This window comes from Streptomyces virginiae (assembly GCF_041432505.1).
In the GTDB taxonomy this organism is placed as follows: Bacteria; Actinomycetota; Actinomycetes; order Streptomycetales; family Streptomycetaceae; genus Streptomyces; species Streptomyces virginiae_A.
In genome coordinates this window covers 2,503,723-2,525,858 of the sequence record NZ_CP107871.1, presented here as the reverse complement: position 1 = coordinate 2,525,858, position 22,136 = coordinate 2,503,723, and the positions used below count along the sequence as shown (strand labels likewise).

22 protein-coding genes and 1 tRNA gene are annotated in these 22,136 nt (G+C 68.4%); 10 read left to right on the top strand and 13 right to left on the bottom strand.

The genetic code is table 11. The features are described 5' to 3' along the window. Positions 1 to 161 precede the first annotated feature (161 nt). Positions 162 to 1,289 (top strand): ALF repeat-containing protein, encoded by a 1,128-nt coding sequence (locus tag OG624_RS11820; RefSeq protein WP_033222125.1) that lies wholly within the window; start codon positions 162 to 164, stop codon positions 1,287 to 1,289. A 79-nt stretch (positions 1,290 to 1,368) separates the two neighbouring features. Here OG624_RS11820 and OG624_RS11815 read toward each other — a convergent pair whose 3' ends face one another. Beyond that, positions 1,369 to 3,177, bottom strand: a complete 1,809-nt coding sequence (locus tag OG624_RS11815; RefSeq protein WP_033222127.1) for a bifunctional metallophosphatase/5'-nucleotidase — start codon at positions 3,175 to 3,177, stop codon at positions 1,369 to 1,371. Between the two features lie 128 nt (positions 3,178 to 3,305). Between OG624_RS11815 and OG624_RS11810 the strand changes: the two genes are divergently transcribed. After that, positions 3,306 to 4,007, top strand: coding sequence for an SIMPL domain-containing protein (locus OG624_RS11810; RefSeq protein WP_033222129.1), 702 nt, complete (start codon positions 3,306 to 3,308; stop codon positions 4,005 to 4,007). 145 nt (positions 4,008 to 4,152) lie between these two features. After that, positions 4,153 to 5,580 (top strand): pyruvate kinase, encoded by a 1,428-nt coding sequence (gene pyk, locus OG624_RS11805; protein WP_033222131.1) that lies wholly within the window; start codon positions 4,153 to 4,155, stop codon positions 5,578 to 5,580. A 62-nt stretch (positions 5,581 to 5,642) separates the two neighbouring features. On the opposite strand, the gene OG624_RS11800 is transcribed toward pyk, so the two are convergent. Further along, the gene (locus OG624_RS11800) at positions 5,643 to 5,894 is read right to left on the bottom strand and encodes an EF-hand domain-containing protein (protein WP_033222231.1); all 252 of its coding nucleotides are present in this window, start codon (positions 5,892 to 5,894) and stop codon (positions 5,643 to 5,645) included. Between the two features lie 63 nt (positions 5,895 to 5,957). On the opposite strand from OG624_RS11800, the gene OG624_RS11795 reads away from it, so the two are divergent. From OG624_RS11795 to OG624_RS11780, 4 genes are read left to right on the top strand one after another with little or no spacing between them, the layout of a single operon-like run. Further along, entirely contained in the window at positions 5,958 to 6,413 is a 456-nt protein-coding gene (locus OG624_RS11795; protein WP_033222133.1) for a hypothetical protein, read from the top strand. A gap of 44 nt (positions 6,414 to 6,457) precedes the next feature. Next, positions 6,458 to 6,976 (top strand): hypothetical protein, encoded by a 519-nt coding sequence (locus tag OG624_RS11790; RefSeq protein ID WP_371639400.1) that lies wholly within the window; start codon positions 6,458 to 6,460, stop codon positions 6,974 to 6,976. A 40-nt stretch (positions 6,977 to 7,016) separates the two neighbouring features. Continuing rightward, positions 7,017 to 7,529, top strand: coding sequence for a MarR family winged helix-turn-helix transcriptional regulator (locus tag OG624_RS11785; RefSeq protein ID WP_371639399.1), 513 nt, complete (start codon positions 7,017 to 7,019; stop codon positions 7,527 to 7,529). Then, positions 7,526 to 8,386 (top strand): alpha/beta fold hydrolase, encoded by an 861-nt coding sequence (locus OG624_RS11780; protein ID WP_371639398.1) that lies wholly within the window; start codon positions 7,526 to 7,528, stop codon positions 8,384 to 8,386. Before OG624_RS11785 ends, OG624_RS11780 begins: the two co-directional genes overlap by 4 nt. Before the next feature lie 12 nt (positions 8,387 to 8,398). Here the strand turns inward: OG624_RS11780 and OG624_RS11775 are convergent, their stop codons facing one another. Then, on the bottom strand, positions 8,399 to 8,974 hold the full coding sequence (locus OG624_RS11775; protein ID WP_371639397.1) for a TetR/AcrR family transcriptional regulator: 576 nt from the start codon (positions 8,972 to 8,974) through the stop codon (positions 8,399 to 8,401). A gap of 71 nt (positions 8,975 to 9,045) precedes the next feature. Here OG624_RS11775 and OG624_RS11770 point away from each other — a divergent pair, with 71 nt between their 5' ends. Beyond that, positions 9,046 to 10,203 carry an FAD-dependent oxidoreductase gene (locus OG624_RS11770; protein WP_371639396.1) on the top strand — a complete coding sequence of 386 codons (1,158 nt, stop codon included), beginning with the start codon at positions 9,046 to 9,048 and terminating at the stop codon, positions 10,201 to 10,203. Here the strand turns inward: OG624_RS11770 and OG624_RS11765 are convergent. Together OG624_RS11765 and OG624_RS11760 are read right to left on the bottom strand one after the other, a co-directional pair. Then, a complete protein-coding gene (locus tag OG624_RS11765) occupies positions 10,200 to 10,988 on the bottom strand; it encodes a helix-turn-helix domain-containing protein (RefSeq protein WP_266357998.1) in 789 nt (262 codons plus the stop codon). The two genes, OG624_RS11770 and OG624_RS11765, sit on opposite strands and share 4 nt — an antisense overlap. An 86-nt stretch (positions 10,989 to 11,074) precedes the next feature. After that, positions 11,075 to 11,157 (bottom strand) — tRNA-Leu (locus OG624_RS11760). 92 nt (positions 11,158 to 11,249) lie between these two features. Between OG624_RS11760 and OG624_RS11755 the strand changes: the two genes are divergently transcribed. Beyond that, entirely contained in the window at positions 11,250 to 11,903 is a 654-nt protein-coding gene (locus OG624_RS11755) for an ANTAR domain-containing response regulator (protein ID WP_030008501.1), read from the top strand. Between the two features lie 65 nt (positions 11,904 to 11,968). On the opposite strand, the gene OG624_RS11750 is transcribed toward OG624_RS11755, so the two are convergent. The 6 genes from OG624_RS11750 to OG624_RS11725 form a co-directional block, all read right to left on the bottom strand. After that, entirely contained in the window at positions 11,969 to 12,685 is a 717-nt protein-coding gene (locus OG624_RS11750; RefSeq protein WP_033222138.1) for an ABC transporter ATP-binding protein, read from the bottom strand. Then, positions 12,682 to 13,731, bottom strand: a complete 1,050-nt coding sequence (locus tag OG624_RS11745) for an ABC transporter ATP-binding protein (RefSeq protein ID WP_033222235.1) — start codon at positions 13,729 to 13,731, stop codon at positions 12,682 to 12,684. The genes OG624_RS11750 and OG624_RS11745 overlap by 4 nt, the downstream gene beginning before the upstream one ends. Positions 13,732 to 13,736: 5 nt before the next feature. Beyond that, positions 13,737 to 15,470, bottom strand: a complete 1,734-nt coding sequence (locus OG624_RS11740; RefSeq protein WP_033222140.1) for a branched-chain amino acid ABC transporter permease — start codon at positions 15,468 to 15,470, stop codon at positions 13,737 to 13,739. Positions 15,471 to 15,475: 5 nt separating this feature from the next. Beyond that, positions 15,476 to 16,408, bottom strand: a complete 933-nt coding sequence (locus OG624_RS11735; RefSeq protein ID WP_033222142.1) for a branched-chain amino acid ABC transporter permease — start codon at positions 16,406 to 16,408, stop codon at positions 15,476 to 15,478. Between the two features lie 108 nt (positions 16,409 to 16,516). Beyond that, a complete protein-coding gene (locus OG624_RS11730) occupies positions 16,517 to 17,752 on the bottom strand; it encodes a branched-chain amino acid ABC transporter substrate-binding protein (protein WP_033222143.1) in 1,236 nt (411 codons plus the stop codon). 541 nt (positions 17,753 to 18,293) lie between these two features. Further along, the gene (locus tag OG624_RS11725; protein WP_371639395.1) at positions 18,294 to 18,716 is read right to left on the bottom strand and encodes a hypothetical protein; all 423 of its coding nucleotides are present in this window, start codon (positions 18,714 to 18,716) and stop codon (positions 18,294 to 18,296) included. A gap of 137 nt (positions 18,717 to 18,853) precedes the next feature. Between OG624_RS11725 and OG624_RS11720 the strand changes: the two genes are divergently transcribed. After that, entirely contained in the window at positions 18,854 to 19,159 is a 306-nt protein-coding gene (locus OG624_RS11720; RefSeq protein ID WP_371639394.1) for a hypothetical protein, read from the top strand. 48 nt (positions 19,160 to 19,207) lie between these two features. Here OG624_RS11720 and OG624_RS11715 read toward each other — a convergent pair whose 3' ends face one another. Further along, entirely contained in the window at positions 19,208 to 19,681 is a 474-nt protein-coding gene (locus OG624_RS11715; protein WP_161290947.1) for a PaaI family thioesterase, read from the bottom strand. A gap of 54 nt (positions 19,682 to 19,735) precedes the next feature. Beyond that, entirely contained in the window at positions 19,736 to 22,006 is a 2,271-nt protein-coding gene (locus tag OG624_RS11710; RefSeq protein ID WP_371639393.1) for an FdhF/YdeP family oxidoreductase, read from the bottom strand. Positions 22,007 to 22,136 lie beyond the last annotated feature (130 nt).

The window sequence follows — 22,136 nt, the reverse complement described above, 5'->3', positions numbered from 1 at the left end:
GGCAGTCCGGTGATCGAGACCCCCGCCCCCAGCGTCCCGGGGCCGCCACGAGGGGCGGGAGCGTGAGCGGTACAACTATCCGCGCGGGTCGAACGTCTCTTCTGTCGAAGAAACGTTTCCAGGGGGTTTTGTCTGTGAAGTTTTCCCGGATTGCCGCAGCGGTGACCACCGCTGCCCTCGCTCCGGCCGTCCTCATCGCGTCACCGGCGTTCGCCGCCGGCCCCGACGCCCCGGCCAACGGCAACCACCCGGCACCGACCGCGCCGGACCAGACCACGCCGGACCAGACCGTGCCCGACCAGGCCGAAGAGGACCGCAAGACCATCCTCGCGATCATCGCCCACCCGATGGCCAGCGAGTTCATGCAAGAAGCCGGCCGCAAGGCCATCGCCGACGGCCCCAAGGCCATGCGCAAGTTCATCGAAGTCGACCAGCACAACATCCGCATGGACGACTACCGCATCGAGATCCTGCGCCTCCTCCCGGGCGCCGGCCCCGGCCTGAAGGAGGGCATCAACAAGGTCCTCAGCGACGGCAACACCATCGAAAAGCTCCGCCACTTCTACGACGTGACCCAGCACGAGCTGCGCGACGACGACAACAAGGTCGAGATCTCCCGGCTCATCGGCACCGGCGGCACCGGCGTGAAGGAAGCCGGCAAGAAGGCACTCAAGGGCACCCCCGCCGACCGCGCGGAGTTCCTGAAGACCGGCCGCCACCTCGCCCAGGCCCAGGACGACCGGGTCGAGCTGGCCCGCATCGACGAGGGCTGGGACGGCCCGATCCTGACCGAGGCCATCGACAAGCTCCTGAACGGACCGACGACCCCGGCCGAGCTGCGCCACTTCCTGGAAGTGACCCAGTACGAGCTCCGCGACCAGGACAACCGCGTCACCATCGCGAAGATCATCGACGGTGGTGGTCCGGAACTCGTCAAGGCCGGCCGCGCCGCCCTCGCCGGCACCCCCGCCGACCGGACCGAGTTCCTCAAGACGGGCCGGCACGAAGCCCACGCCAAGGACCAGGCCGCCAAGAACAACGAAAAGCCGACCCCCGGCAAGGACGGCAAGGACGGCAACGGCACCGGAACGGGCTCCGGCACCAACGGCACCGGCACCACCACCGCCAACACCGCCGTCACCGCCCAGGGCCACAACGGCTCCCCCCTCGCCACCACGGGCGCGGGCGACCACACCACCATGATCGCCGGCGGCGCGGGCACCGCGCTCGCCGCCGGCGCCGGACTGCTCCTCGCCGCCCGCATGCGCCGCGCAGGCGCCGCACGCTGACCGGACCCGCACCACCAGGGGCGGCCGGCCGCGGCACACCGCAGCCGGCCACCCCGCCGGGCCGATCCGACAAGACCCTTTAGAACACCGCGACCCCGGCCCGCGTCAGACGCCAGTCCACCGACGCGAACTGCGCCACGTCGATCGTCCCCTTCGCCTTCACCCACTGGATGATCGTGTTACGGATCTCGTCCGAGTTCGCCCACAGCTGCTTGGCCTGCGGAACGTGCGGGAAGTTCCCACCACCCGACGCCCGGTAGTTGTTCACCGCCAACACGAACTGCGCCGCCGGATCCACCGGCTTCCCCTGGAACGACAACCCCGTGATCCGCGAACCCGCCGGCTGCGCGATGTCGATGTCGTACGTCAGCCCGTACACCGCGTCGTAGTTGTAGTCCGGAATGCTCTCCGCGTTCGTCAGCTTCGCCGGATCCACCACATCACCCGGCGCCGTCCGCACGAAGTACCGCGCCGAGTACTCCAGGTAGTCCTTCACCTGCGCACCCGTCAGCAGCCGCGCCTCCATCGTGTTCTCGAACGGATACAGACCCGCCGCGTCCTTGATCGTCACCTGACCGGCCGGGATCGACGCCGTACGCGAGAAGCACGACGCCTGCGACAGCACCGGCAGCGTCGCCCACTGCGAACCGGCCAGCGCACCCTTCACCGTCTCCGCCTGCACATGGTTGATCAGATCGATGATCGCGACGTCCTTGAACGCCCCTTCCGCCGACGACATCGCCTGCGTCGACGTACCGATCACCTGGTTCACGTACGCCACGACCTTGCGGTGCTCGTCCGACAGCAGCCGCGTGATCTTCTTGTCCTCCGCGACCGTGTTCGAGTTCAGCACCTTCGCCGCGACCTTCGTCACCGACCAGCGGCCCTTCTCCCACGTCAGCTCGAAGTCGAACAGCGTCAGCCGCTGCCCCCACTTCAGCGGCTCCGACAGCACCACGTCCTTGCCGGTCGCCTTGTTCTTCACCCGGTACTCCGGGATCTCCGTGTGCGCGTGCCCCACCAGGATCGCGTCGATCCCCGGCACCTGCTCCGCCACCAGCCCCGCCGCGTTCTCGATGTACGGCAACTGGTCCCCGTACGAGGACGTACCGCTCGAACCGGAATGCGCCGACACGATCACCACATCCGCGCCCATCGAACGCAGCTTCGGCACGTACTTCGCCGCCTGCTCCTCCAGCCCCGGGAACGTCATCTTCCCCTGCACGTTCGCCTTGTCCCAGATCGCGATACCCGGGTTCGTCAGCCCCAGCACCGCCACCTTCACATCACGCCCGCACGGAGTCCGCAGCTTGTGCATGCTGTACGGCGCGAACGCCGGCCGCAGCGACTTCGCATCCAGCGCGTTCGCCCCCAGCAGCGGGAAATCGCACTGCTCCTCGAACTTCCGCAGCACCGGTATGCCGTAATTGAACTCGTGGTTCCCCAGCGCCGCCGCGTCATAACCGATCGCGTTCATCGCCTGCGCCATCGGGTGCACCGGACCACGCCGCGCCGTGATCGGATCCACCTTCGCGTAGTAGTACGAAAGCTGCGTGCCCTGGATCGTGTCACCCGCGTCGATCAGCAGCGTGTTACGCCGCCCCTTCTCCGCCCGCACCTGCTCCACCAACGTCGAGATCTTCGCCAGACCGACGTCGTTGTGCGCCTTGTCGTCGAACTCCTTGTCCGTGAAGTAGTCCCAGTTGAAGACATTCCCGTGCAAGTCGGTCGTACCCATCACCGTGAACGCGTACGTCCGCGCCCCCGCACCGGACGCCTTCACATCCTGCGCAGCCGCCACGGCCGGGGAGCTCGTGGCCCCCGCCAACGCCACAGCGGCACCCGTAGCGGCCGAAGTGCCCAGAAAAGTCCTACGGTCGAACGCCATACCATCTCCCTTTTGAGGCCTGAACAACGCGCGTAGATTCTGACCCAGCAGCAACAAGCCGCAACACCCCCGACAGGTTTCGATCCGGTGACCACACCCGAACGAGCGACAGTGCGACAGTGGAAACCATGACCCAGGACGCATCGCACCAGCCCTACGGAACCCCCGAAGTACCCCGCGTAGCAGTCCGCGGCGAAGCCCGCATCGAAGTCGACCCCGAGATCGCCCGCATCGGAATCACCGTCAGCGCCCGCGGCACCGACCGCCGCACCGCACTCGAAGACCTCACCCGCCGCAACAACGCCGCCCTCGACCTCATCAAGAGCTACGGCGACCCCGTCGAAAAACTCGAAACCGGCGCCTTCTCCATCACCCCCGAACTCACCCGCCACGGCCGTGCCGAACGCGTCCGCGCCTACCACGGCCGCGTCCACATCACCGCCGAACTCAGCGACTTCACCACCCTCGGCGAACTCACCACCCGCCTCGCCGACCTCGAACTCACCGAGGTCGACGGCCCCTGGTGGGCTCTGCGCCCCACCTCACCCGCCCACGGCCGAGCCCGCCGCCAAGCGGTCCTCGAAGCCGTCCAACGCGCCCGCGAATACGCCGAAGCCCTCGGCGCGAACCTCGCCGCCCTCGTCGAACTCGCCGACCTCGGCGCCGAGAACGCCGCCCCCTTCACCCCCGCCCCCGGCGCCGGCATGCGCACCATGGCCTTCAGCGCCACCGAGGACGCCGGCCCCCCGCCCCTCGACCTCGAACCCCAACGCCAGACCGTCTACGCACAGGTGAACGCCCGCTTCACCATGACCCCTCCGCAACTCTGAAGAACCCATAAACGCCGCCCCGGGGGTGCTCATCAGAGCACCCCCATGCACATTCAACAGTTGTCAACAAGCTTTTGCTCAAAGGTTGTTGAGTGGACACCCGGAACCGATTTCCTACCCGCAGGTAGGGGAATACGCTCGACCCATGCGCCGAGCGAAAATCGTATGTACCCTGGGCCCCGCCACCGACTCATACGACCAGATCAAAGCCCTGGTCGAAGCCGGAATGGACATCGCCCGCCTCAATCTCAGCCACGGCACCACCGCCGAACACGAGGAGCGCTACCAGCGCGTACGCAAGGCCTCCGACGAGACCGGCCGCAGCGTCGGCATCCTCGCCGACCTTCAAGGCCCGAAGATCCGCCTCGGCCGCTTCCGCGAAGGACCCGTACTCCTTGAACGCGGCGACGCGTTCACCATCACCGTCGAGGACCACGAAGGCGACCGCCACACCTGCGGCACCACCTACAAAGGCCTCGCCACCGACGTCACCACCGGCGAACTCATCCTCGTCGACGACGGCCGCGTCACCCTCGAAGTCACCGAGGTCGACGGCCCCCGCGTCCACACCCGCGTCATCGAAGGCGGCATGGTCTCCGACCACAAAGGCCTCAACCTCCCCGGCGTAGCCGTCTCCGTCCCCGCCCTCTCCGAAAAAGACATCGAAGACCTCCGCTGGGCCCTGCGCACCGGCGCCGACGTCATCGCCCTCTCCTTCGTCCGCAGCGGCCGCGACATCCAGGACGTCCACCGCATCATGGACGAAGAAGGCCGACGCCTCCCCGTCATCGCCAAGGTCGAAAAGCCTCAAGCCGTCGAAAACATCGACGACATCGTCGCCGCCTTCGACGGCATCATGGTCGCCCGCGGCGACCTCGGCGTCGAAATGCCCCTCGAACAAGTCCCCATCGTCCAAAAGCGCGCCATCAAACTCGCCAAGCGCAACGCCAAACCCGTCATCGTCGCCACCCAAATGCTCGACTCGATGATCGACAACTCCCGCCCCACCCGCGCCGAAGCCAGCGACGTCGCCAACGCCATCATCGACGGCACCGACGCCGTCATGCTCTCCGGCGAAACCAGCGTCGGCAAATACCCCATCGAAACCGTCCGCACCATGTCCCGCATCGTCGAAGCCGCCGAAGAAGACATCCTCGCCAAGGGCCTCCCCCCACTCACCGACCGCAACAAGCCCCGCACCCAAGGCGGAGCCGTCGCCCGCGCCGCCGCCGAAATGGGCGACTTCCTCGACGCCAAATTTCTCGTCGCCTTCACCCAGAGCGGCGACACCGTCCGCCGACTCTCCCGCTACCGCTCACCCATTCCCCTCCTCGCCTTCACCCCCGACCAGGCCACCCGCTCCCAGCTCAACCTCACCTGGGGCGTCGAAACCTTCCTCGGCCCCCACGTCGACTCCACCGACGCCATGGTCGCCCAGGTCGAAGAAGAACTCCTGCGCATCGGCCGCTGCGTACCCGGCGACATCGTCGTCATCACCGCCGGCTCACCCCCCGGCGTCACCGGATCCACCAACCTCGTCCGCATCCACCACATCGGCGACGCGGTCCGCTGACCCACGCGACGCACCGCGTCGGGCCACACCACCCGCCCGACGCGGTCACCCCCCGCTCGCGCCTACCAGCCGAACCGCCGATCCACCACCGCCGCGAACTCCTCGAACGACAACACCGCATCCCCATTCGCATCGGCCGCGTCGAACAACGCCGACGACGCCTCCGCATCCCCCACACCCCAGAACGGCAGATCCCCCCGCGCCGCCGGAGTCGGCCCCTTCGACCGCAGCGCCGAGATCACCTCCGCCCGCGTCAGCTCCCCGTCCTCATCCAGGTCGAGCGCGCCGAACAACTTCCGGGCCTTCTCACCCATCACGCATTCCCTCGTCGAACCATCGCTTGACCTCAACCTAACCTGAGGTCATACGGTCGCCACATGACGATCAAGGAACACTCGCAGCAGCAGCTCGCCGCCCAGCCCATCGGCCACTGGACCCGCGAAGCCGCACACCTGATCATCGGCGGCCTCCGCACCGCCCTCGCCGAAGAACACCTCACCCAGCCCCACTGGTGGACGCTCAACCACATAGCAGGCACCCCCGGCCACTGGACCCGCGAGGCCCTCATCGCAAAGCTGGCTCCCTACGACGACCAGGACACCGACTTCGAGGCCGTCCACGACGACCTCACCACCCGCGGCTGGATCACCGAGACCGACCACCGCCTCACCCTCACCGAAGCCGGCGAAGCAGGCCGCCTCCGCGCCCACGCCCGCAACGCCAAGGTGCACGAGGCCATGCGGCAGGGCATCGACGACGCCACCTACGCCGCCACCATCGACACCCTCCGCCGCCTGGTCGCCAACCTCGGCGGCAACGGCGACCTGCCCTAACGCCATACTGGCCCCTCACCACGCACACATGGGGGACGGACCGAATGACCACGCGGCAGGCACACCACGACTGCGCACCACGCCCGGGCACCTGCCGCCTCCCCGAACCATGGATGTGCGACGTGTTCTACGTCGACGGCAGCCTCCGCGACATCACCGTCGCCGACACCGACGACACCCACTGGCAGCAGGTCCTACGCCACCTCCGCAGCACCGCCGACCAACTCACCTGGTACTACGACCCCGAGGGACACGACCTCGACCCGAACGACACCAGCGACCCGTTCGCCACCATCGAGGACGGCTACACGGCAACCCTCGGCGTCCGATACGGTCACACCCGCTTCTCGGCCCATCTGCCGGTCGACGGGATCGAATTCTCCCTCTGGCCCGACGCCATCGAGGACGGCGCCCACGTCGCCGACGTACTGCGCTTCCTGACCGAACTGGGCACGGCCTGCGACCGCCCCGCCGTCCTCACCGCCGAGACCGTCACCGGCCACCACCAACTACCGCCCCTGATTACCTACGACCCCTCCACCGGAACCACCACGCACCTCTGAACCCTGGCCACACTGACACTCAAGGTGTCATGATGACATCATGGGTGTCGATGAGCGTGCGAAGAACGAGCCCCCACCGGGGCCCCTGCTGTACGAAGTGATCCGCAACCTCTGGCCACTGCACCGCACCATCGTGCGCGCCGTGGAACGGGAGCTGACGGGCACGGGGATGACCGCCGGCCAGCACGCGGTGATGGACGAACTGCACAGGGCCGGCCCCCGAACCGTCCCCCAACTCGCCCGCCTGCTCGGCCTGGACCGACAGCCCGTCCAACGCCTCGTGAACGACGCGACAACCCTCGGGCTCACCGAGACCGCACCCAACCCGGAACACCGACGCTCCCACCTGATCCGGCTCACCCCCCAAGGGGAAGCCGCCATCCGGAGCATCCAGGAAGCCGAGGAAACCGAACTACGGCGCCGGCTGTTCGATCTCACCACCGGCGACGTCGCGACGACCCTGCACGTACTCCGACGCCTCGGCGAAGAATTCAAGGACCTCGCACAGAACGCCCCACCCCACCCCACGGACCGACGAGGCGACCCACGATGACGCACACGCGCACACCCGCCATCACCGCCATCACCGCCGCCACCGCACCCATCGACGCGGGCGAACTCTTCTACGAGTCCACCGGCGAGGGACCCCCCGTCGTCCTGCTCCACGGCGGCATGCTCGACCTCACCATGTGGGACGAGCAATTCACCCGGCTCGCCACCCTCGGGCACCACGTCATCCGCTACGACGCCCGCGGCCACGGCCGCTCCTCCACCGTCTCACGGGACTACGCCCACCACGACGATCTCCACGCCCTGCTCACCCACCTCGACATCCCCCGCGCCACGCTCGTAGGACTCTCCCTCGGCGCACGGACCGCCATCGACACGGCCCTGGCCCACCCGCAGTCCGTCTCCGCACTGATCCTCGCCTCGCCCGGCGTGAGCGGCCGACCCTTCACCGACCCCTACGTCGCACACCACACCGCACAGCAGATCGCCGCGATCGGCGACCCGGCCCACGGCGCACAACGGTTCGTCGAGCACTTCCTCCGGATGTGGGTGGACGGACCCCACCGCGAACCGTCCCAGGTCAACCCCCGACTCCGCGCACGACTCCACGCGTCGGCGACCGCCAACGTCGCACGACACGCCCACGGGCTCGGCGCCGGGACGCCGCAGGAAATCGGCGCGGCGGACCGACTGGCCTCCATCGGCGCACCCACCCTCGTGCTCGACGGAGAACTCGACAGCACCGACATCACGTCGAACGCCCAAGCCATCGCCCGAAGCGTGCCCGACGCCGAACACCAACGGCTCGCCTCGGCGGCCCACATGGTCAACCTCGAAAGCCAGGGACCCTTCAACCTCGCGGTCGAATCCTTCCTCGCGTCCACGACCGACCACACCTGAGCACACCCACGGTCACCCCGGCACGTCGTCCCCACGCACGGCGGCGGCGACCAGCCCGGTCAACGCCTCACGGGACACCTCGCCGCCGCTCACCAGCCGATCGAACACCAGCCCGTCGATGCACGTCAGCAGCGTGTGCGTCCGATCCTCCACATCCGTCACACCACGCGCGGCGAGAAAGAGCCGGACCGCCTCACGGCCGGCGTTCTCACGAGGGATGAGGATCTCGCGCAACTCCGGATCGCGCACGCTCTCGACGGCGCAGGCGTAGCGCGCCAGTGAGCGCCGACGCCCCTCACCCGTCAGCCGCTGCCGGGTGAGCGCCACCATGCCGTCCACCAACTCCCCGACCGTACGCAGCGGCGGAAGCTCCTCCGCCATCGCCTGCAACTCCGCCTGGTCGACCTGAACCAGACGCGTGACGAGACCGGCGAGCAACGCCGCCCGGGTGCGGAAGTACGTCGACGTGGTACCGGGCGGCATCCCCGCCCTGCGGTCGACAGCCCGATGGGTCAACCCGCGCATGCCCTCGTCCGCCAGCACGTCGAGAGCCGCATCCGCGAGCAAGGTACGTCGATCCGAAGCCATACCCCCTTTCTACACCTGTAGACCCTCAGGTAGCCTCCACCTTCTACAGCTGTAGAAAACGGGGGTCGGACATGAACAACACAGCCGTAGTGGTCGGAGGCGGCATCGGCGGACTCGCCACCGCCCTCGGACTCCACCGCATCGGATGGAACGTCACCGTCATCGAACGCTCCCCGACCCCCGAAGACGCCGGAGCCGGCATCTCACTCGCCGCCAACGGCCTCCACGCACTCGACGAACTCGGCATCGGCCACGCCGTACGCGCCGCCTCCCGCAACCAATACACAGGCGGCACCCGCACCCCCAACGGCACCTGGCTCACCCACATGAACGGCACCGCACTCGAAGAAGCCGTAGGCACACCCATCGTCGGCATCCCCCGCGCCACCCTCCACCGACTCCTGCGCGAACACCTCCCCACCGACACACTCCGCATCGGCACCGAAGCCGGCCCCATCACACAGACCACCCCGACCACAGCCCGCGTCACCTACGGCACCACCACCCTCGACGCCGACCTCGTCATCGCAGCCGACGGCATCAACAGCCGCACACGCCACCACCTCTTCCCCACCCACCCCCACCCCACCTACAGCGGCTCCACCGTCCTACGCGCCATCACCGACCACCCCGTCGACCTCCACACCGACTTCGAACTCACCTGGGGCCACGGAACCGAATTCGGACACATCGCCTTCCTCGACGGCCGAGCCGAATGGCACGCCGTCCTCGACCTCCCCGCCCGAACCCGCTTCACCGACCCACTCACCGAACTACGCCGCCGATTCCGCACCTGGCACGACCCCATCCCCGCCCTCCTCGACGCCACCCACCCCGACGCCGTACTGCACCACGACATCAACGAACTCCCCACACCCCTCCCCACCTACGTGGCCGGACGGATCGCCCTGCTCGGCGACGCGGCACACGCCATGACCCCCCACCTCGGACAGGGCGCCTGCCAGGCCCTGGAGGACGCCGTCACCCTGGCCGCAGCCCTCGCCACCGAGCCGACCGTCCCTGCCGCCCTCACCCGCTACGACGCCGAACGCCGCCCCCGCGCCCAAGCGGTGGCACGAGCCGCCCGCCAAGCCGGCCGGATGGGCCAGCAGCTCTCCCACCCCTTGGCCGTCGCCCTCCGCAACACGGCCATGCGACTGACCCCCTCCCGCGCCGCGACCCGCATGATCCTCCGCCACCACACCTGGGTCCCTCCACGGCTCGCCTAGTACTTCGGCCCGATGTGGGCGTCCATGAGGGCGACGCAGGCCTTCCGCGCGACGGACACGTTGAACGGATCACTGCCCCGCGCCAACACCGTCCACCGGACCCCGACCTTGGTCAGCGTGTCGGTGCAGAGCTTCCGGATGTCGTCGGACTTGTTCGTGAAGAGGTACCTGGGGTATTCGTAGCGTTTCTTCACGCCCCCGACCATGCGGGTGGTCCAGTTGGTGATCCTGCATCCGTCGGAGTGGATCAGCCCCCGCAGGAACGCCCACGGGTGAGCGTCCACGATTTCCTGCTGCCAGCTTTCGAGAACGATCGCTCGCTCGTGTTTCCTGCCCGGTCCGTGTTGAGGGAAGAGGCATTCAAGGTGCTTCGAGTAGACCTTGACGTTGTGACAACCGACCTTCCGGACGCGGCACACCCGATTGGAGGGGAAGACTCGCTCCATCGCCCGTTCGGCGGAATCCATCAGGCCGGGCCAGTGGTCGTCGCATGTGATCATGAGGTTGGGGACGCGGTGCCCCGAGTAGTGACTTATGTGGCCGTCGCCCAGATAGAGCCCGAGCAGGTATGAATACGCCTCGGTGTCCAGGGGGCTCCCATCGCAGCGAGGGCAGTCTGGATCGTGGGATCCGGGACATTCCCCACGTGTTGCGCGGTCCAAGTGCTTCCAGTAGCCGATGGTGCCCAGCGGTACGTTCAGGCGCCGCGCAACGTCCGCGTTGCGGGTGCCTCCGCGCAAGAGGGAGAGGGCCGTCTGACGTGTTTCAAGGCTATGGAGCTCCATGGGGCCACACTCTGTGACGGCGACTCTCCGTGTGTGACAAAAAGCGGACGTTCACGCGATGGTGAACGTCCGCTTTCTGGATGCTGTGCCGGGTGCGGGACTCGAACCCGCAAGCCCTCACGGGCAGATGTGTTTGAGACATCCGTGTATGCCATTCCACCAACCCGGCAGGGTCGCACGTCGGAGTGTACCGGGTGACCACGCGGCGGCGCTGCTAGGTAGGCTCATCCAAGCAGCAGAGCCCCGCAAAGAGGAGCATCCGTGACCGCCGAGCACGAGTCGACGCCCACGCCCGACGCCGACCAGTCGCACGTTCCGCCGCTGACGACCCGCGTCGTCATCGCCGAGGACGAGGCGCTCATCCGTCTCGATCTCAAAGAGATGCTCGAAGAAGAGGGCTACTCCGTCGTCGGCGAGGCCGGTGACGGCCAGACGGCCGTCGAGCTCGCCCGTGAGCACCGTCCCGACCTGGTGATCCTCGACGTGAAGATGCCCGTCCTGGACGGGATCTCCGCGGCCGAGAAGATCGCGGAGGAGTCCATCGCGCCCGTGCTGATGCTCACCGCGTTCTCGCAGCGCGACCTCGTCGAGCGGGCGCGGGACGCCGGTGCGATGGCGTACCTCGTGAAGCCGTTCAGCAAGAGCGACGTGGTGCCGGCCATCGAGATGGCCGTGTCCCGGTTCGCGGAGCTGCGTGCGTTGGAGCAGGAGGTCGCCGACCTGTCGCAGCGGCTGGAGACCCGCAAGCTGGTGGACCGCGCCAAGAGCATTCTGCAGACGCAGTACGGGCTGACGGAGCCGGCCGCCTTCCGGTGGATCCAGAAGTCGTCCATGGACCGCCGGATGTCCATGCAGCAGGTCGCCGAGGTCGTCATCGAGGACGCCGAGGCGAAGAAGAAGGAGAGCGGCAAGTAGCGGCCGCCGCCGGACATGCGTGAGGCCCGCCTCCCCCCGAGGGGAGGCGGGCCTCACACGTTGTGTCAGTCCTCGCCGAGGTAGGCCTTGCGGACGTCCTCGTTGTGGAGGAGGTCGCGGCCGGTGCCGGAGAGAACGATCTTGCCGATCTCCATCACGTGCGCGCTGTCGGAGAGCGAGAGCGCCGCCTGGGCGTTCTGCTCGACGAGCAGGATGGTCATGCCGGCGGCCTTGAGGTCCTTGATGGTCGCCATGATCTTCTGCATCATCAGCGGCGACAGGCCCATGGAGGGCTCGTCCAGCATCAGGAGCTTGGGGCGGGACATGAGCGCGCGGCCCATGGCGAGCATCTGCTGCTCGCCGCCCGAGAGGGTGCCGGCGGCCTGCTTGCGACGCTCACCCAGGATGGGGAACATCTCGTAGGCGCGCTGGACATCCGCCTCGATGCCCTCCTTGTCGGTGCGCAGGAACGCGCCGAGCTGGAGGTTTTCGGCGATCGTCAGCCGGGGGAAGATGTGGCGTCCCTCGGGGGAGTGGGCGAGGCCCAGGGAGACGATCTTGTGGGCGGGTACGGCGGCCAGGGGCTGGCCGTCGAAGGTGATGCTGCCGCTCTTGGGCTTGATGAGCCCGGAGAGGGTGCGCAGGGTGGTCGTCTTGCCGGCGCCGTTGGTGCCGACGAGGCAGACGATTTCGCCTTCGTTGACTTCGAAGGAGATTCCCTTGACGGCTTCGATCTTGCCGTAGGCGACCTTGAGGTCTTCGACCTGGAGCAGTGCGGTCACTTGGCCTCTCCTTCCGTGCTGGTGGTGCTGGTGGTGCTGTCCGAGTCGGCGTCGGCCGGGGCGTCGGTGTCGCCGTCGGTGTCGGCTTCGGCCTCCGCTTCGGTTTCGGCGTCGGTCTCGGTGGCTTCGTCGGTGGCCTCGGCCGCAGCCTCGGTCTCCGTCTCGGCCTCGGCTTCGGTCGCTGCTGCGGCTTCGGCGGCGGCTTCCGCTGCTTCGACGGCGGCGTCGTCGGCGGCGCCCGGGTCGCCCTCGAAGGGCTCGCCGAGGTAGGCGGCGATGACGCGCTCGTCGCCCTGGACCTCGGCGGCGGTGCCTTCGATGAGCTTCTCGCCCTGGACGAGGCAGGCGACGCGGTCGCAGAGGTTGAAGATGAAGCGCATGTCGTGCTCGATGACGAGGACGGCGATGCCCATGTCGCGGATGGCGAAGATGAGTTCTTCGGCAGCGCGGGTTTCCTGCGGGTTCATGCCGGCGGTGGGCTCGTCCAGGAGGATGAGGCCGGGGTCGCTGGCGAGGGCGCGGGCGATCTCCAGCTTGCGCTGTTCGCCGTAGGGGAGGTTCTTGGCCAGGTGCTGGGCCTTGTTCTCCAGGCCGATGAACTCGAGGAGTTCCATGGCGCGCGCTTCGCTGGCGGCTTCGGCCTTCTTGAAGCCGGGGCCGCGCAGGAGTGCGGACCAGAGGCCTTCCTTGGTGCGGGTGTGGCGTCCGACGAGGACGTTCTCCAGCACGGTCATGTTGTGGAAGAGCCGGATGTTCTGGAAGGTGCGGGCGATGCCGGCCTCGGTGACCTTGTGGGGCTTGGGAGGCAGGACCGTGCCCTTGTAGCTGACGCTGCCCTCGGTGGGGACGTACAGCCCGGTGAGGCAGTTGAAGAAGGTGGTCTTGCCGGCGCCGTTGGGGCCGATGAGTCCGACGATCTCGCCCGCGTTGACCTGGAGGTCGACGCCCTTGACGGCGGTGAGGCCGCCGAAGCGCATGGTGACGCCCTTGGCTTCGAGAACCGTGGTCTTGGTGGTGGTGGACGTGGTGTCCGTGGTGGTCGTCATGTCGTTCACGCCCCCGCCTTGGCGGTGGCCAGGTCCGTGGGGGCCTGGTCAGCGGTGTCGTCGTGGAACTCGAGCTGCGCGCGCTTGTTGGCGATGAGGCCTTCGGGGCGGAAGCGCATGAGCAGGATGAGGGCGATACCGAATGCGAGGAGCTGGTAGTCCTGGAGGAAGGCCAGCTTCGCCGGGATCAGGAAGAGGAGTGCGGCGCCGAGGATGGGGCCGCGGATGGTGCCCATGCCGCCGAGGATGACGGCGGCGAGGAGGAACGCGGAGTTCGGCGGGACGGGCCCGGCGAAGACGTAGTTCTCGGGGACGACCGTGCTGTTGACGTGTGCCTGGACGGTGCCGGCGAGGCCGGCGAGGGTGGCGCCGAGGGCGAAGGCGATGAGCTTGACCTTGAAGCCGTTGATGCCCATGGCTTCGGCGGCGGTCTCGTCCTCGCGGATGGCGACCCAGGCGCGGCCGATGCGGCTGCTGCCGGCGCGGGCGAAGACCACGACGACGAGGGCCATCACGAGCAGCATCAGGAAGTAGTAGTTGGCGTAGGCGCCGAGGGTGATGCCGCCGACCACGTGGGATTCCCCGAAGTTCCACCCGAAGAGTTCGAGGTGGGGGATGTTGGGGATGCCGTTGGGGCCGTTGGTGATGTCGGGGCCGGAGGTGCCGTCGAGGTTGCCCATGGCGATGCGGAAGATTTCTCCGAAGCCGAGGGTGACGATGGCGAGGTAGTCGCCGCGCAGGCGCAGGGTCGGGGCTCCGATGACCACGCCGAAGATGAGCGAGGCGAGGGCGCCGACGATGACCGCTGCCCAGAAGGGGAGGTGGATGCCGAAGGCGGATGCGGTGCTTCCGGAGACCAGGGCCGCGGCGTAGGCGCCGACGCCGAGGAAGGCGACGTAGCCGAGGTCGAGGAGGCCGGCGAGGCCGACGACGACGTTGAGGCCGAGGGCGACGGTCGCGAAGATCAGGATGTTGACCGCGATCAGCGTGTAGGTGTCGCCGCTCTGCTGGATGAACGGGAAGGCGATGGCGGCGGCCGCGGTGCCGAGCAGGGTGACCTGGCGGTACTTGGCGGTGAGGCCGCCGAGGCGGGCGAAGAGGCCGGACTTGTTCAGCGCGAAGGCGGCGAGGCCGACGGTGATCAGGTAGGCGACGAAGAGCTGCGGTTCCTTGTCATCGGTGTCGATGCCGTAGGTGATGACGAAGAGACCGATGGCGAAGACGGCCGTGATGATGAGGATTTCGGCCCAGGAGGGCAGTTCCTTGGCGGGGGCCGCCTTGCGGGTGTCGTCGGGGAGCTTGCTCACGGCGATGACCGGGATGAGCGAGCCGACGAGGGCGACGAGGGCGCCGGGTTCGACGTTGACGACTCCGCCGAGGACGACGGTGATCGCGAGGACCGTGAACCAGGTGGCGGCGAGGTTGCCGAGGGTGAGGAAGAACAGCGCCTTGCGGGAGCCGTTGGGGGTGAGCCAGCCGAAGCCCTTGACGCCGAGCGCGGAGAGCGCGTGGACGAGGGTGAGGGCGGCTCCGGCGAGGGTGACGTACTGGAGGCCCGCGGGGCTTCCGTAGTAGGTCAGGTCGCCGGGGAATTCGGCGGTCCACGTCCACGCGAGGAAGGCGCTGACGATGGTGAGGAGGCTGCCGGCGATGACCGTGTAGAGGAGGGTGGTGGGCGCGGGGCCCTGCTTCACCGTGTCGGCGGTCTGCGCGGTCTGCGGGGTGGTGTTGGTGGTCATGGTTCTCACGCCCGATCCGCGACGCGCTCACCGAGCAGGCCTTGTGGCCGCACGAGGAGGACGACGATGAGGAGTACGAAGGCCCAGACGTTGGACCAGGCGCCACCGCCGAGCTGCGACATGCCGGGGATGTCTTCGATGTAGGCGATCGAGAGGGCTTCGGCGAGTCCGAGGACGACGCCGCCGACCATGGCTCCGTAGATGTTGCCGATGCCGCCGAGGACGGCTGCGGTGAAGGCCTTGAGGCCGAGGATGAAGCCCATCTCGAAGTTGATCTGGCCCTTGTCGAGGCCGTAGGCGACGGCGGCGACGGCGGCGAACGCGGCACCGATGGCGAAGGCCATGACGATGATGCGGTCGGTGTTGATGCCCATCAGCTTCGCGGTGTCGGGGTCCTGCGCGGTGGCCTGCATGGCGCGGCCGCTGCGGCTCTTCTGGACGAAGATGCCGAGGGCGAGCATGCAGAGCGGGGCGAGGATGAGGACGAAGAGGTCCGCGCGCTGGATCGCCAGGCTGTCGGTGATCTTGAAGGCGGCGCCCTTGAACTCAGGGAAGCTGACGGCCTTCTTGGCGTCCGGGTAGAACTGCCAGACGAGCTGCTGGAGCGCGATCGAGAGGCCGATTGCGGTGATGAGGGGTGCGAGCCGGGGGGCGCTGCGCAGTGGGCGGTAGGCGAAGCGTTCGGCTGCGCAGGCCACGGCTACGGAGGTGGCGGCACCTCCGATGATCATGACGGGTATCGCGATCAGCAGGGAGGTGCCGGTCGGGAGGATGGCGTAGGCGCTGAGCGCGCCGAAGCCGCCGATCATGAAGATCTCGCCGTGGGCGAAGTTGATGAGCTGGACGATGCCGTAGACCATGGTGTACCCGATGGCGATGAGGCCATAGAGAGCACCGAGGGCCAGGCCGTTGGCCAGCTGTTGCGGCAGTTCGTGCACCGCAGGGCCTCCGATGAGCGTGTCGGATAAGACTCCGCGCGAGGGCGCTGTTTGCGCCCTCGCGCGGCGTTGGTTCAGGTGGTGCGGGTGTTGCTGGGGACTACGGGCTTACTGGTTGAAGGTGTCGCTCTTGACGTCGACCCACTTGCCGCCCTCGACCTTGTAGACGGTGAGCTGCTTGTTGGTGGTGTCGCCGTACTCGTCGAAGGCGACCTTGCCGGTCACGCCTTCGAAGGAGACCTTGCCGAGCGCCTCGACGACCTTGGCGCGGGCGTCGGTGGGCAGCTTGCCGTTGTTGGCGGCGACGGCGGCCTTGACGGCCTGGATGACGGCCCAGCCGGCGTCGTAGGAGTAGCCACCGTAGGCGGCGTACGGGTCCTTGTAACCCTCGGCCTTGTAGTCCTCGATGAACTTCTTGGCGGTGTCGAGCTTCTCGACCGGGTAGCCGATCGAGGTGGCGAGGTCGCCCTCGTTGGCCTCACCGGAGGCGCTGATGAAGGCCGGGTCCTGGATGCCGTCGCCGCCCATGAGGGGGACGTTGGCGCCGGTCTTCTTGATCTGGTCGGCGAGCAGGCCGCCCTCGGGGTACTGGCCGCCGAAGTAGACGGAGTCGGCGCCGGAGGTCTTGACCTTGTCGGCGGTGGAGGAGAAGTCGGTCTCCTTCACGGTGACGTGGTCGGTGCCGACGACCTCGCCGCCGAGCTTCTTGAACTCCTCGGCGAAGATCGCGGCGAGGCCGGCGCCGTAGGTCTGCTTGTCGTCGACGATGAAGACCTTCTTCTTGCCGGCGTCCTTGAAGAGGTACTGGGCGGCGAACTTGCCCTGGACCACGTCGGTGGCGGCGGTGCGGAAGTAGGTCTTGAAGCCGCGCTTGAACTCGCCCTTGCCCCAGTTGTCGCCCTGGCTGAGCGCGGGGTTGGTGTTGGCGGGGGAGACCTGCGCCAGGTTGGCGGAGGCGAAGACGCCCTGCATCTGCTGGGCGACGCCGGAGTTCAGCGGGCCGACGACGCCGAGGACGTCCTTGTTGCCGACGAGCTTGGTGGCGTTGGCCTGACCGGAGGCGGGGACCGCCTGGTCGTCGAGGGCCTCGACCTTGAACTCGATGCCCGGGACCTCGTTGTTCTTGTTGGCCGTCTTGGCCGCGAGGTCGACGGAGTTCTTGATGCCCTGGCCGAGCGCGGAGAGCGAGCCCGTGAGCGGGGCGTCCACACCGATGACGACGGTGGTCTTCTTGCCGCCGCCGTTGTCCTTGGAGTCTCCGCCGTCGCGCGATCCGCAAGCGGTGAGGGTCAGTGCTCCCGTGGTGATCACGGTGGTGAGGACGAGCAAAGAACGGTGTCGCACGATTCTTCCTTTCCCTGGCGCGGCTCTCTCGTGAGAGGTGCCGTTAGGTCGCCGGGCCGCACTGGGAGGTCCACGGCCGTGCTGATTGCGCCCTGCGGCGCGGTGACTGGCCGTGACTCTAGGCCCGAGGTGGCGAGCACGGGGAGCAGGGAAAGGAGGATGTGACGCTCTTGTTATGCCAAGGCCAAGAATGTGTAGCGGGAGTGTGGACAAATCGGACGTTTTCTTACCTTGGTGGGTGTCCGCATCGTGAGAATTACCAGTTCTCCTAAGGGGCTTGAGGCCTTCATGCACCTGTCTTAGATCATTTTCGGCCGAATGTGGCTGCGCGTGTCCAAAGGAATCCTCCGAGTGGGCTTTCTTAAGGGAAAAGGCGGATTACAGCCCTCATGCGCATTACGCAGAGTGACGGTCAAGAGGGCAGTTTCGAAACCGAATGGATCTTGTTCGAGTGGCGGCATGGCCGCTCACCTGCGGTTCGGTCCCGCGGGGGTATCTGCCCGGAAGACGGACACCGCACTCGGGAATGCGGTGACCTCGGTCACGTCGGCGGGCGCCAGTTCTCGGAACTCGTCGTCGCGCCGCCCTCGGCGGCGCAGCGCTGCGCCACGAATCGGTCGATGAGTTCAAGTGCCTTGTCCCGTCCGGCAGTTCGCTCCTCGGCGCGTCCTGCGGCCACCGCGTCCTCGTGGATCGCGTACTGGGCGTTGGACAGGCCCTTCTGCTCCCAGTCGAGACCGGACCACGTGGTGCCCAGGAGGGTCTCCTTCGCCCAGTAGGACACGAGGCTCGTGCACACCTGTACGGGGGAGGGTGGGGCGGTCGTGGCGGGGTCGGCGGGGTCGACGGAGGGGCTCGCGGAGCCCGCCGCGGAGGGTGGCGCGGAGGATGAGCATCCGGTCAGGGCGAGCGCCGCGAGAAGGGTGTGGGCGGCGTACCGGGCCGTGCGTGGCATGGTCCCCATGGGGGGACCGTAGGCGGTGACCATCGGTGACACAACAGATGTCGCCGCGAAGTGTGCGGACTGGCGGATTCCGGGCGGTTGGTGGGCGCGGTGCCGTCCGGGAACGGGCCAGGGGCGGGCCGGCCGAGCGCCTCGTCGTGGTCGCGCTCTCCGACGGGAGCCACGAGCTGCGGGCATCCGCGCCGCACGCACTCTGCACGGCCACCACGCCCTACGAGTTCCCCTGTCGGGTGGTCGCGCCGCTCGCCGCGGCGGACGGTATGGAACCCCTCCTGCTGGAGTGCGTCCTGGGCGTCCTCGGTTCCACGGGTGACCGGGCGGTGGCGCTCCCGGCCGTCGAGCGATTCCCGCGCCACCCCCACCCGGGGGTGCGTCGGGAGGCGGCGGACGCGGTGAAGGAACTGCGCCGGCGCCTGCGTCCCGACCGGGAAGGGACCGCCTGAGCCCCGCGGCCCGGGCGGTCCCGCGTCACGGCACCCGGGCCGAGGGGGTCAGGCGCCCGCGGCGGCCTGGTCGGCGTCGCGCAGCAGGCAGGTGAGGCGGGCGGTGCAGATCCGCTTGTCCTGCTCGTCGGTGATGACGATCTCGAAGGTGGTCGTCGAGCGGCCGCGGTGGACCGGGGTGGCGACGCCGGTGACGATGCCGGAGCGGGCGCCCCGGTGGTGGGTGCAGTTCAGGTCCACGCCGACGGCGATCTTGGTGATGCCGCCGTGCATCATGGCGCCGACCGAGCCGAGGGTCTCGGCCAGCACGGCGGAGGCCCCGCCGTGCAGGAGCCCGTACGGCTGGGTGTTGCCCTCGACGGGCATGGTGCCGACGACGCGGTCGGCCGAGGCCTCCAGGATGCGGATGTCCATCCGCTCGCCGAGGTGCCCCGCCGAGAACAGCGAGGGCAGGTCGATGCCCAGGGCCGCGTACTCGTCGAGGACCTCCTGCGGGAACTTCACTGCGTGCTGCTCGCCCATGGTCAGGCTCCGTTCGTCAACGATCGTTAACCGTCTTGTCCTGAGGTCGTTCTATCAGGCCGGTTCGAAGCGCACGACGACGGACTTGCTGGCCGGGGTGTTACTGGTGTCCGCGGTCGAGTCCAGCGGGACCAGCACATTGGTCTCCGGGTAGTACGCGGCCGCGCACCCGCGGGCCGTCGGGTAGTGCACGACGCGGAAGCCGGGCGCACGCCGCTCCACGCCGTCCTTCCACTCGCTCACCAGATCCGTGTACGAGCCGTCGGCCAGACCCAGCTCGGCGGCGTCCTCGGGGTTGACCATGACGACGCGGCGACCGCCGGTGATGCCGCGATAGCGGTCGTCGAGCCCGTAGATCGTGGTGTTGTACTGGTCGTGGCTGCGCAGGGTCTGCAGGAGCAGCCGGCCCGCCGGGACGCGCGGGTACTCCACGGGCGCGGCGGTGAAATTGGCCTTGCCGGTCTTCGTCGGGAAGCGGCGCTCGTCGCGCGGGGCGTGCGGGAGCTGGAAGCCGGCGGGGCGGGCGACGCGGGCGTTGAAGTCCTCGAAGCCGGGGATCACGCGGGAGATCCGTTCGCGGATCGAGGCGTAGTCGCGCTCGAACTCCTCCCACGGGGTGGCGGAGGTCGCGCCGAGGACCGCGCGGGCCATGCGGGCCACGATCGCGGGCTCGGAGAGCAGCTGCGGGGAGGCGGGGGCGAGGTTGCCGCGGGAGGCGTGGACCATGCCCATGGAGTCCTCGACGGTCACGAACTGCTTGCCGCTCGCCTGTACGTCCTTGTCGGTACGGCCGAGGGTGGGCAGGATCAGGGCCCGCCGGCCGGTGACCGCGTGGGAGCGGTTGAGCTTGGTGGAGACGTGCACGGTCAGCGCGGTGCGGCGGATCGCGGCCTCGGTGACCTCGGTGTCGGGGGTGGCGCCGACGAAGTTGCCGCCCATCGCGAAGAGGACCTTGGCCTCGCCGTCGCGCATCGCCTGGATGGAGCGGACCACGTCGTAGCCGTGCCCGCGCGGCGAGGTGATGCCGAATTCCTTGTCGAGGGCGTCGAGGAAGGCGGGCGCGGGGCGCTCGAAGATCCCCATGGTGCGGTCGCCCTGCACGTTGGAGTGGCCGCGGACGGGGCAGACACCGGCGCCGGGGCGGCCGATGTTGCCGCGCAGCAGGAGGAGGTTGACGACCTCGCGGATGGTGGCGACGGCGTGCTTGTGCTGGGTGAGGCCCATGGCCCAGCAGATGATGGTGCGCTCGGAGGCCAGGATCATGGCCAGCGCACGCTCGATCTCGGGGCGGGTCAGGCCGGTCGTGGTGAGGGTCTCGTCCCAGTCGGCCTCCTGCGCGGCGGCCACGAGTTCCTCGTAGCCGTGGGTGTGCTCGCGGATGAAGGCCTCGTCGGTGGCGCCCTCGGTCTCGATGACGAGCTTGTTGAGGAGGCGGAACAGGGCCTGGTCGCCGCCGATGCGGATCTGCAGGAAGAGGTCGTTGAGGGCGGTGCCCTTGAGCATGCCGACGGGGGTCTGCGGGTTCTTGAACCGCTCCATCCCGGCCTCGGGCAGCGGATTCACCGAGATGATCTTCGCGCCGGCGGTCTTGGCCTTCTCCAGGGCGGAGAGCATGCGCGGGTGGTTGGTGCCCGGGTTCTGCCCGGCGACGATGATCAGGTCGGCCTGGTGGAGGTCTTCGAGGGAGACGCTGCCCTTGCCGATGCCGATGGTCTCGGTCAGCGCGGAGCCCGAGGACTCGTGGCACATGTTCGAGCAGTCCGGCAGGTTGTTGGTGCCGAACTCGCGGGCGAAGAGCTGGAAGAGGAATGCGGCCTCGTTGCTGGTGCGGCCCGAGGTGTAGAAGAGGGCCTCGTCGGGGGAGGCGAGGGCGGTCAACTCCTCCGCGATGATCGCGAAGGCCTTCTCCCAGCTGACCGGCTCGTACCGGTCGCCGCCCTCGGGGAGGTACATCGGCTCGGTGATGCGGCCCTGCTGCCCCAGCCAGTAGCCGGACCGCGTGGCCAGATCGGGCAGCGGGTGCGCGGCGAAGAACGCGGGGGTGACCCGGCGCAGCGTGGCCTCCTCCGCGACGGCCTTGGCGCCGTTCTCGCAGAATTCGGCCGTGTGCCGCTTGTCGCCCTCGGGCCAGGCGCAGCCCGGGCAGTCGAAGCCGTTCTTCTGGTTGACCTTGAGGAGCGTGCGCGCGGTCCGGGCCACGCCCATCTGCTGCTGGGCGATCCGCAGGGTGTGCCCGATCGCCGGCAGGCCCGCGGCCGCGTGCTTGGGCGGTGTGACCTGCGGTGCGTCCTGTACCGGATCGCCTGTGGGCGGCTTGGTCGCCATCGCGCTCCCCTTCGAGCGTACGTACGTATGCAGCACGTGTGGCCGCGTCCTTCGATCCTTGCACGGACCACGGAATCCGGGGAGGGCGGTCCGGTGCTCATCGCGCCCCGACCGGGTGCGCCGGGGGCGT

Excerpts from the sequence above, each read along its gene's own strand:
- OG624_RS11815 (WP_033222127.1), bottom strand. The coding sequence starts at position 3,177 with ATGGCGTTCGACCGTAGGACTTTTCTGGGCACTTCGGCCGCTACGGGT.
- OG624_RS11810 (WP_033222129.1), top strand. The coding sequence starts at position 3,306 with ATGACCCAGGACGCATCGCACCAGCCCTACGGAACCCCCGAAGTACCC.
- pyk (WP_033222131.1), top strand. The coding sequence starts at position 4,153 with ATGCGCCGAGCGAAAATCGTATGTACCCTGGGCCCCGCCACCGACTCA.
- OG624_RS11800 (WP_033222231.1), bottom strand. The coding sequence starts at position 5,894 with ATGGGTGAGAAGGCCCGGAAGTTGTTCGGCGCGCTCGACCTGGATGAG.
- OG624_RS11795 (WP_033222133.1), top strand. The coding sequence starts at position 5,958 with ATGACGATCAAGGAACACTCGCAGCAGCAGCTCGCCGCCCAGCCCATC.
- OG624_RS11790 (WP_371639400.1), top strand. The coding sequence starts at position 6,458 with ATGACCACGCGGCAGGCACACCACGACTGCGCACCACGCCCGGGCACC.
- OG624_RS11785 (WP_371639399.1), top strand. The coding sequence starts at position 7,017 with ATGGGTGTCGATGAGCGTGCGAAGAACGAGCCCCCACCGGGGCCCCTG.
- OG624_RS11780 (WP_371639398.1), top strand. The coding sequence starts at position 7,526 with ATGACGCACACGCGCACACCCGCCATCACCGCCATCACCGCCGCCACC.
- OG624_RS11775 (WP_371639397.1), bottom strand. The coding sequence starts at position 8,974 with ATGGCTTCGGATCGACGTACCTTGCTCGCGGATGCGGCTCTCGACGTG.
- OG624_RS11770 (WP_371639396.1), top strand. The coding sequence starts at position 9,046 with ATGAACAACACAGCCGTAGTGGTCGGAGGCGGCATCGGCGGACTCGCC.
- OG624_RS11765 (WP_266357998.1), bottom strand. The coding sequence starts at position 10,988 with ATGGAGCTCCATAGCCTTGAAACACGTCAGACGGCCCTCTCCCTCTTG.
- OG624_RS11745 (WP_033222235.1), bottom strand. The coding sequence starts at position 13,731 with ATGACGACCACCACGGACACCACGTCCACCACCACCAAGACCACGGTT.
- OG624_RS11740 (WP_033222140.1), bottom strand. The coding sequence starts at position 15,470 with ATGACCACCAACACCACCCCGCAGACCGCGCAGACCGCCGACACGGTG.
- OG624_RS11725 (WP_371639395.1), bottom strand. The coding sequence starts at position 18,716 with ATGGGGACCATGCCACGCACGGCCCGGTACGCCGCCCACACCCTTCTC.
- OG624_RS11715 (WP_161290947.1), bottom strand. The coding sequence starts at position 19,681 with ATGGGCGAGCAGCACGCAGTGAAGTTCCCGCAGGAGGTCCTCGACGAG.
- OG624_RS11710 (WP_371639393.1), bottom strand. The coding sequence starts at position 22,006 with ATGGCGACCAAGCCGCCCACAGGCGATCCGGTACAGGACGCACCGCAG.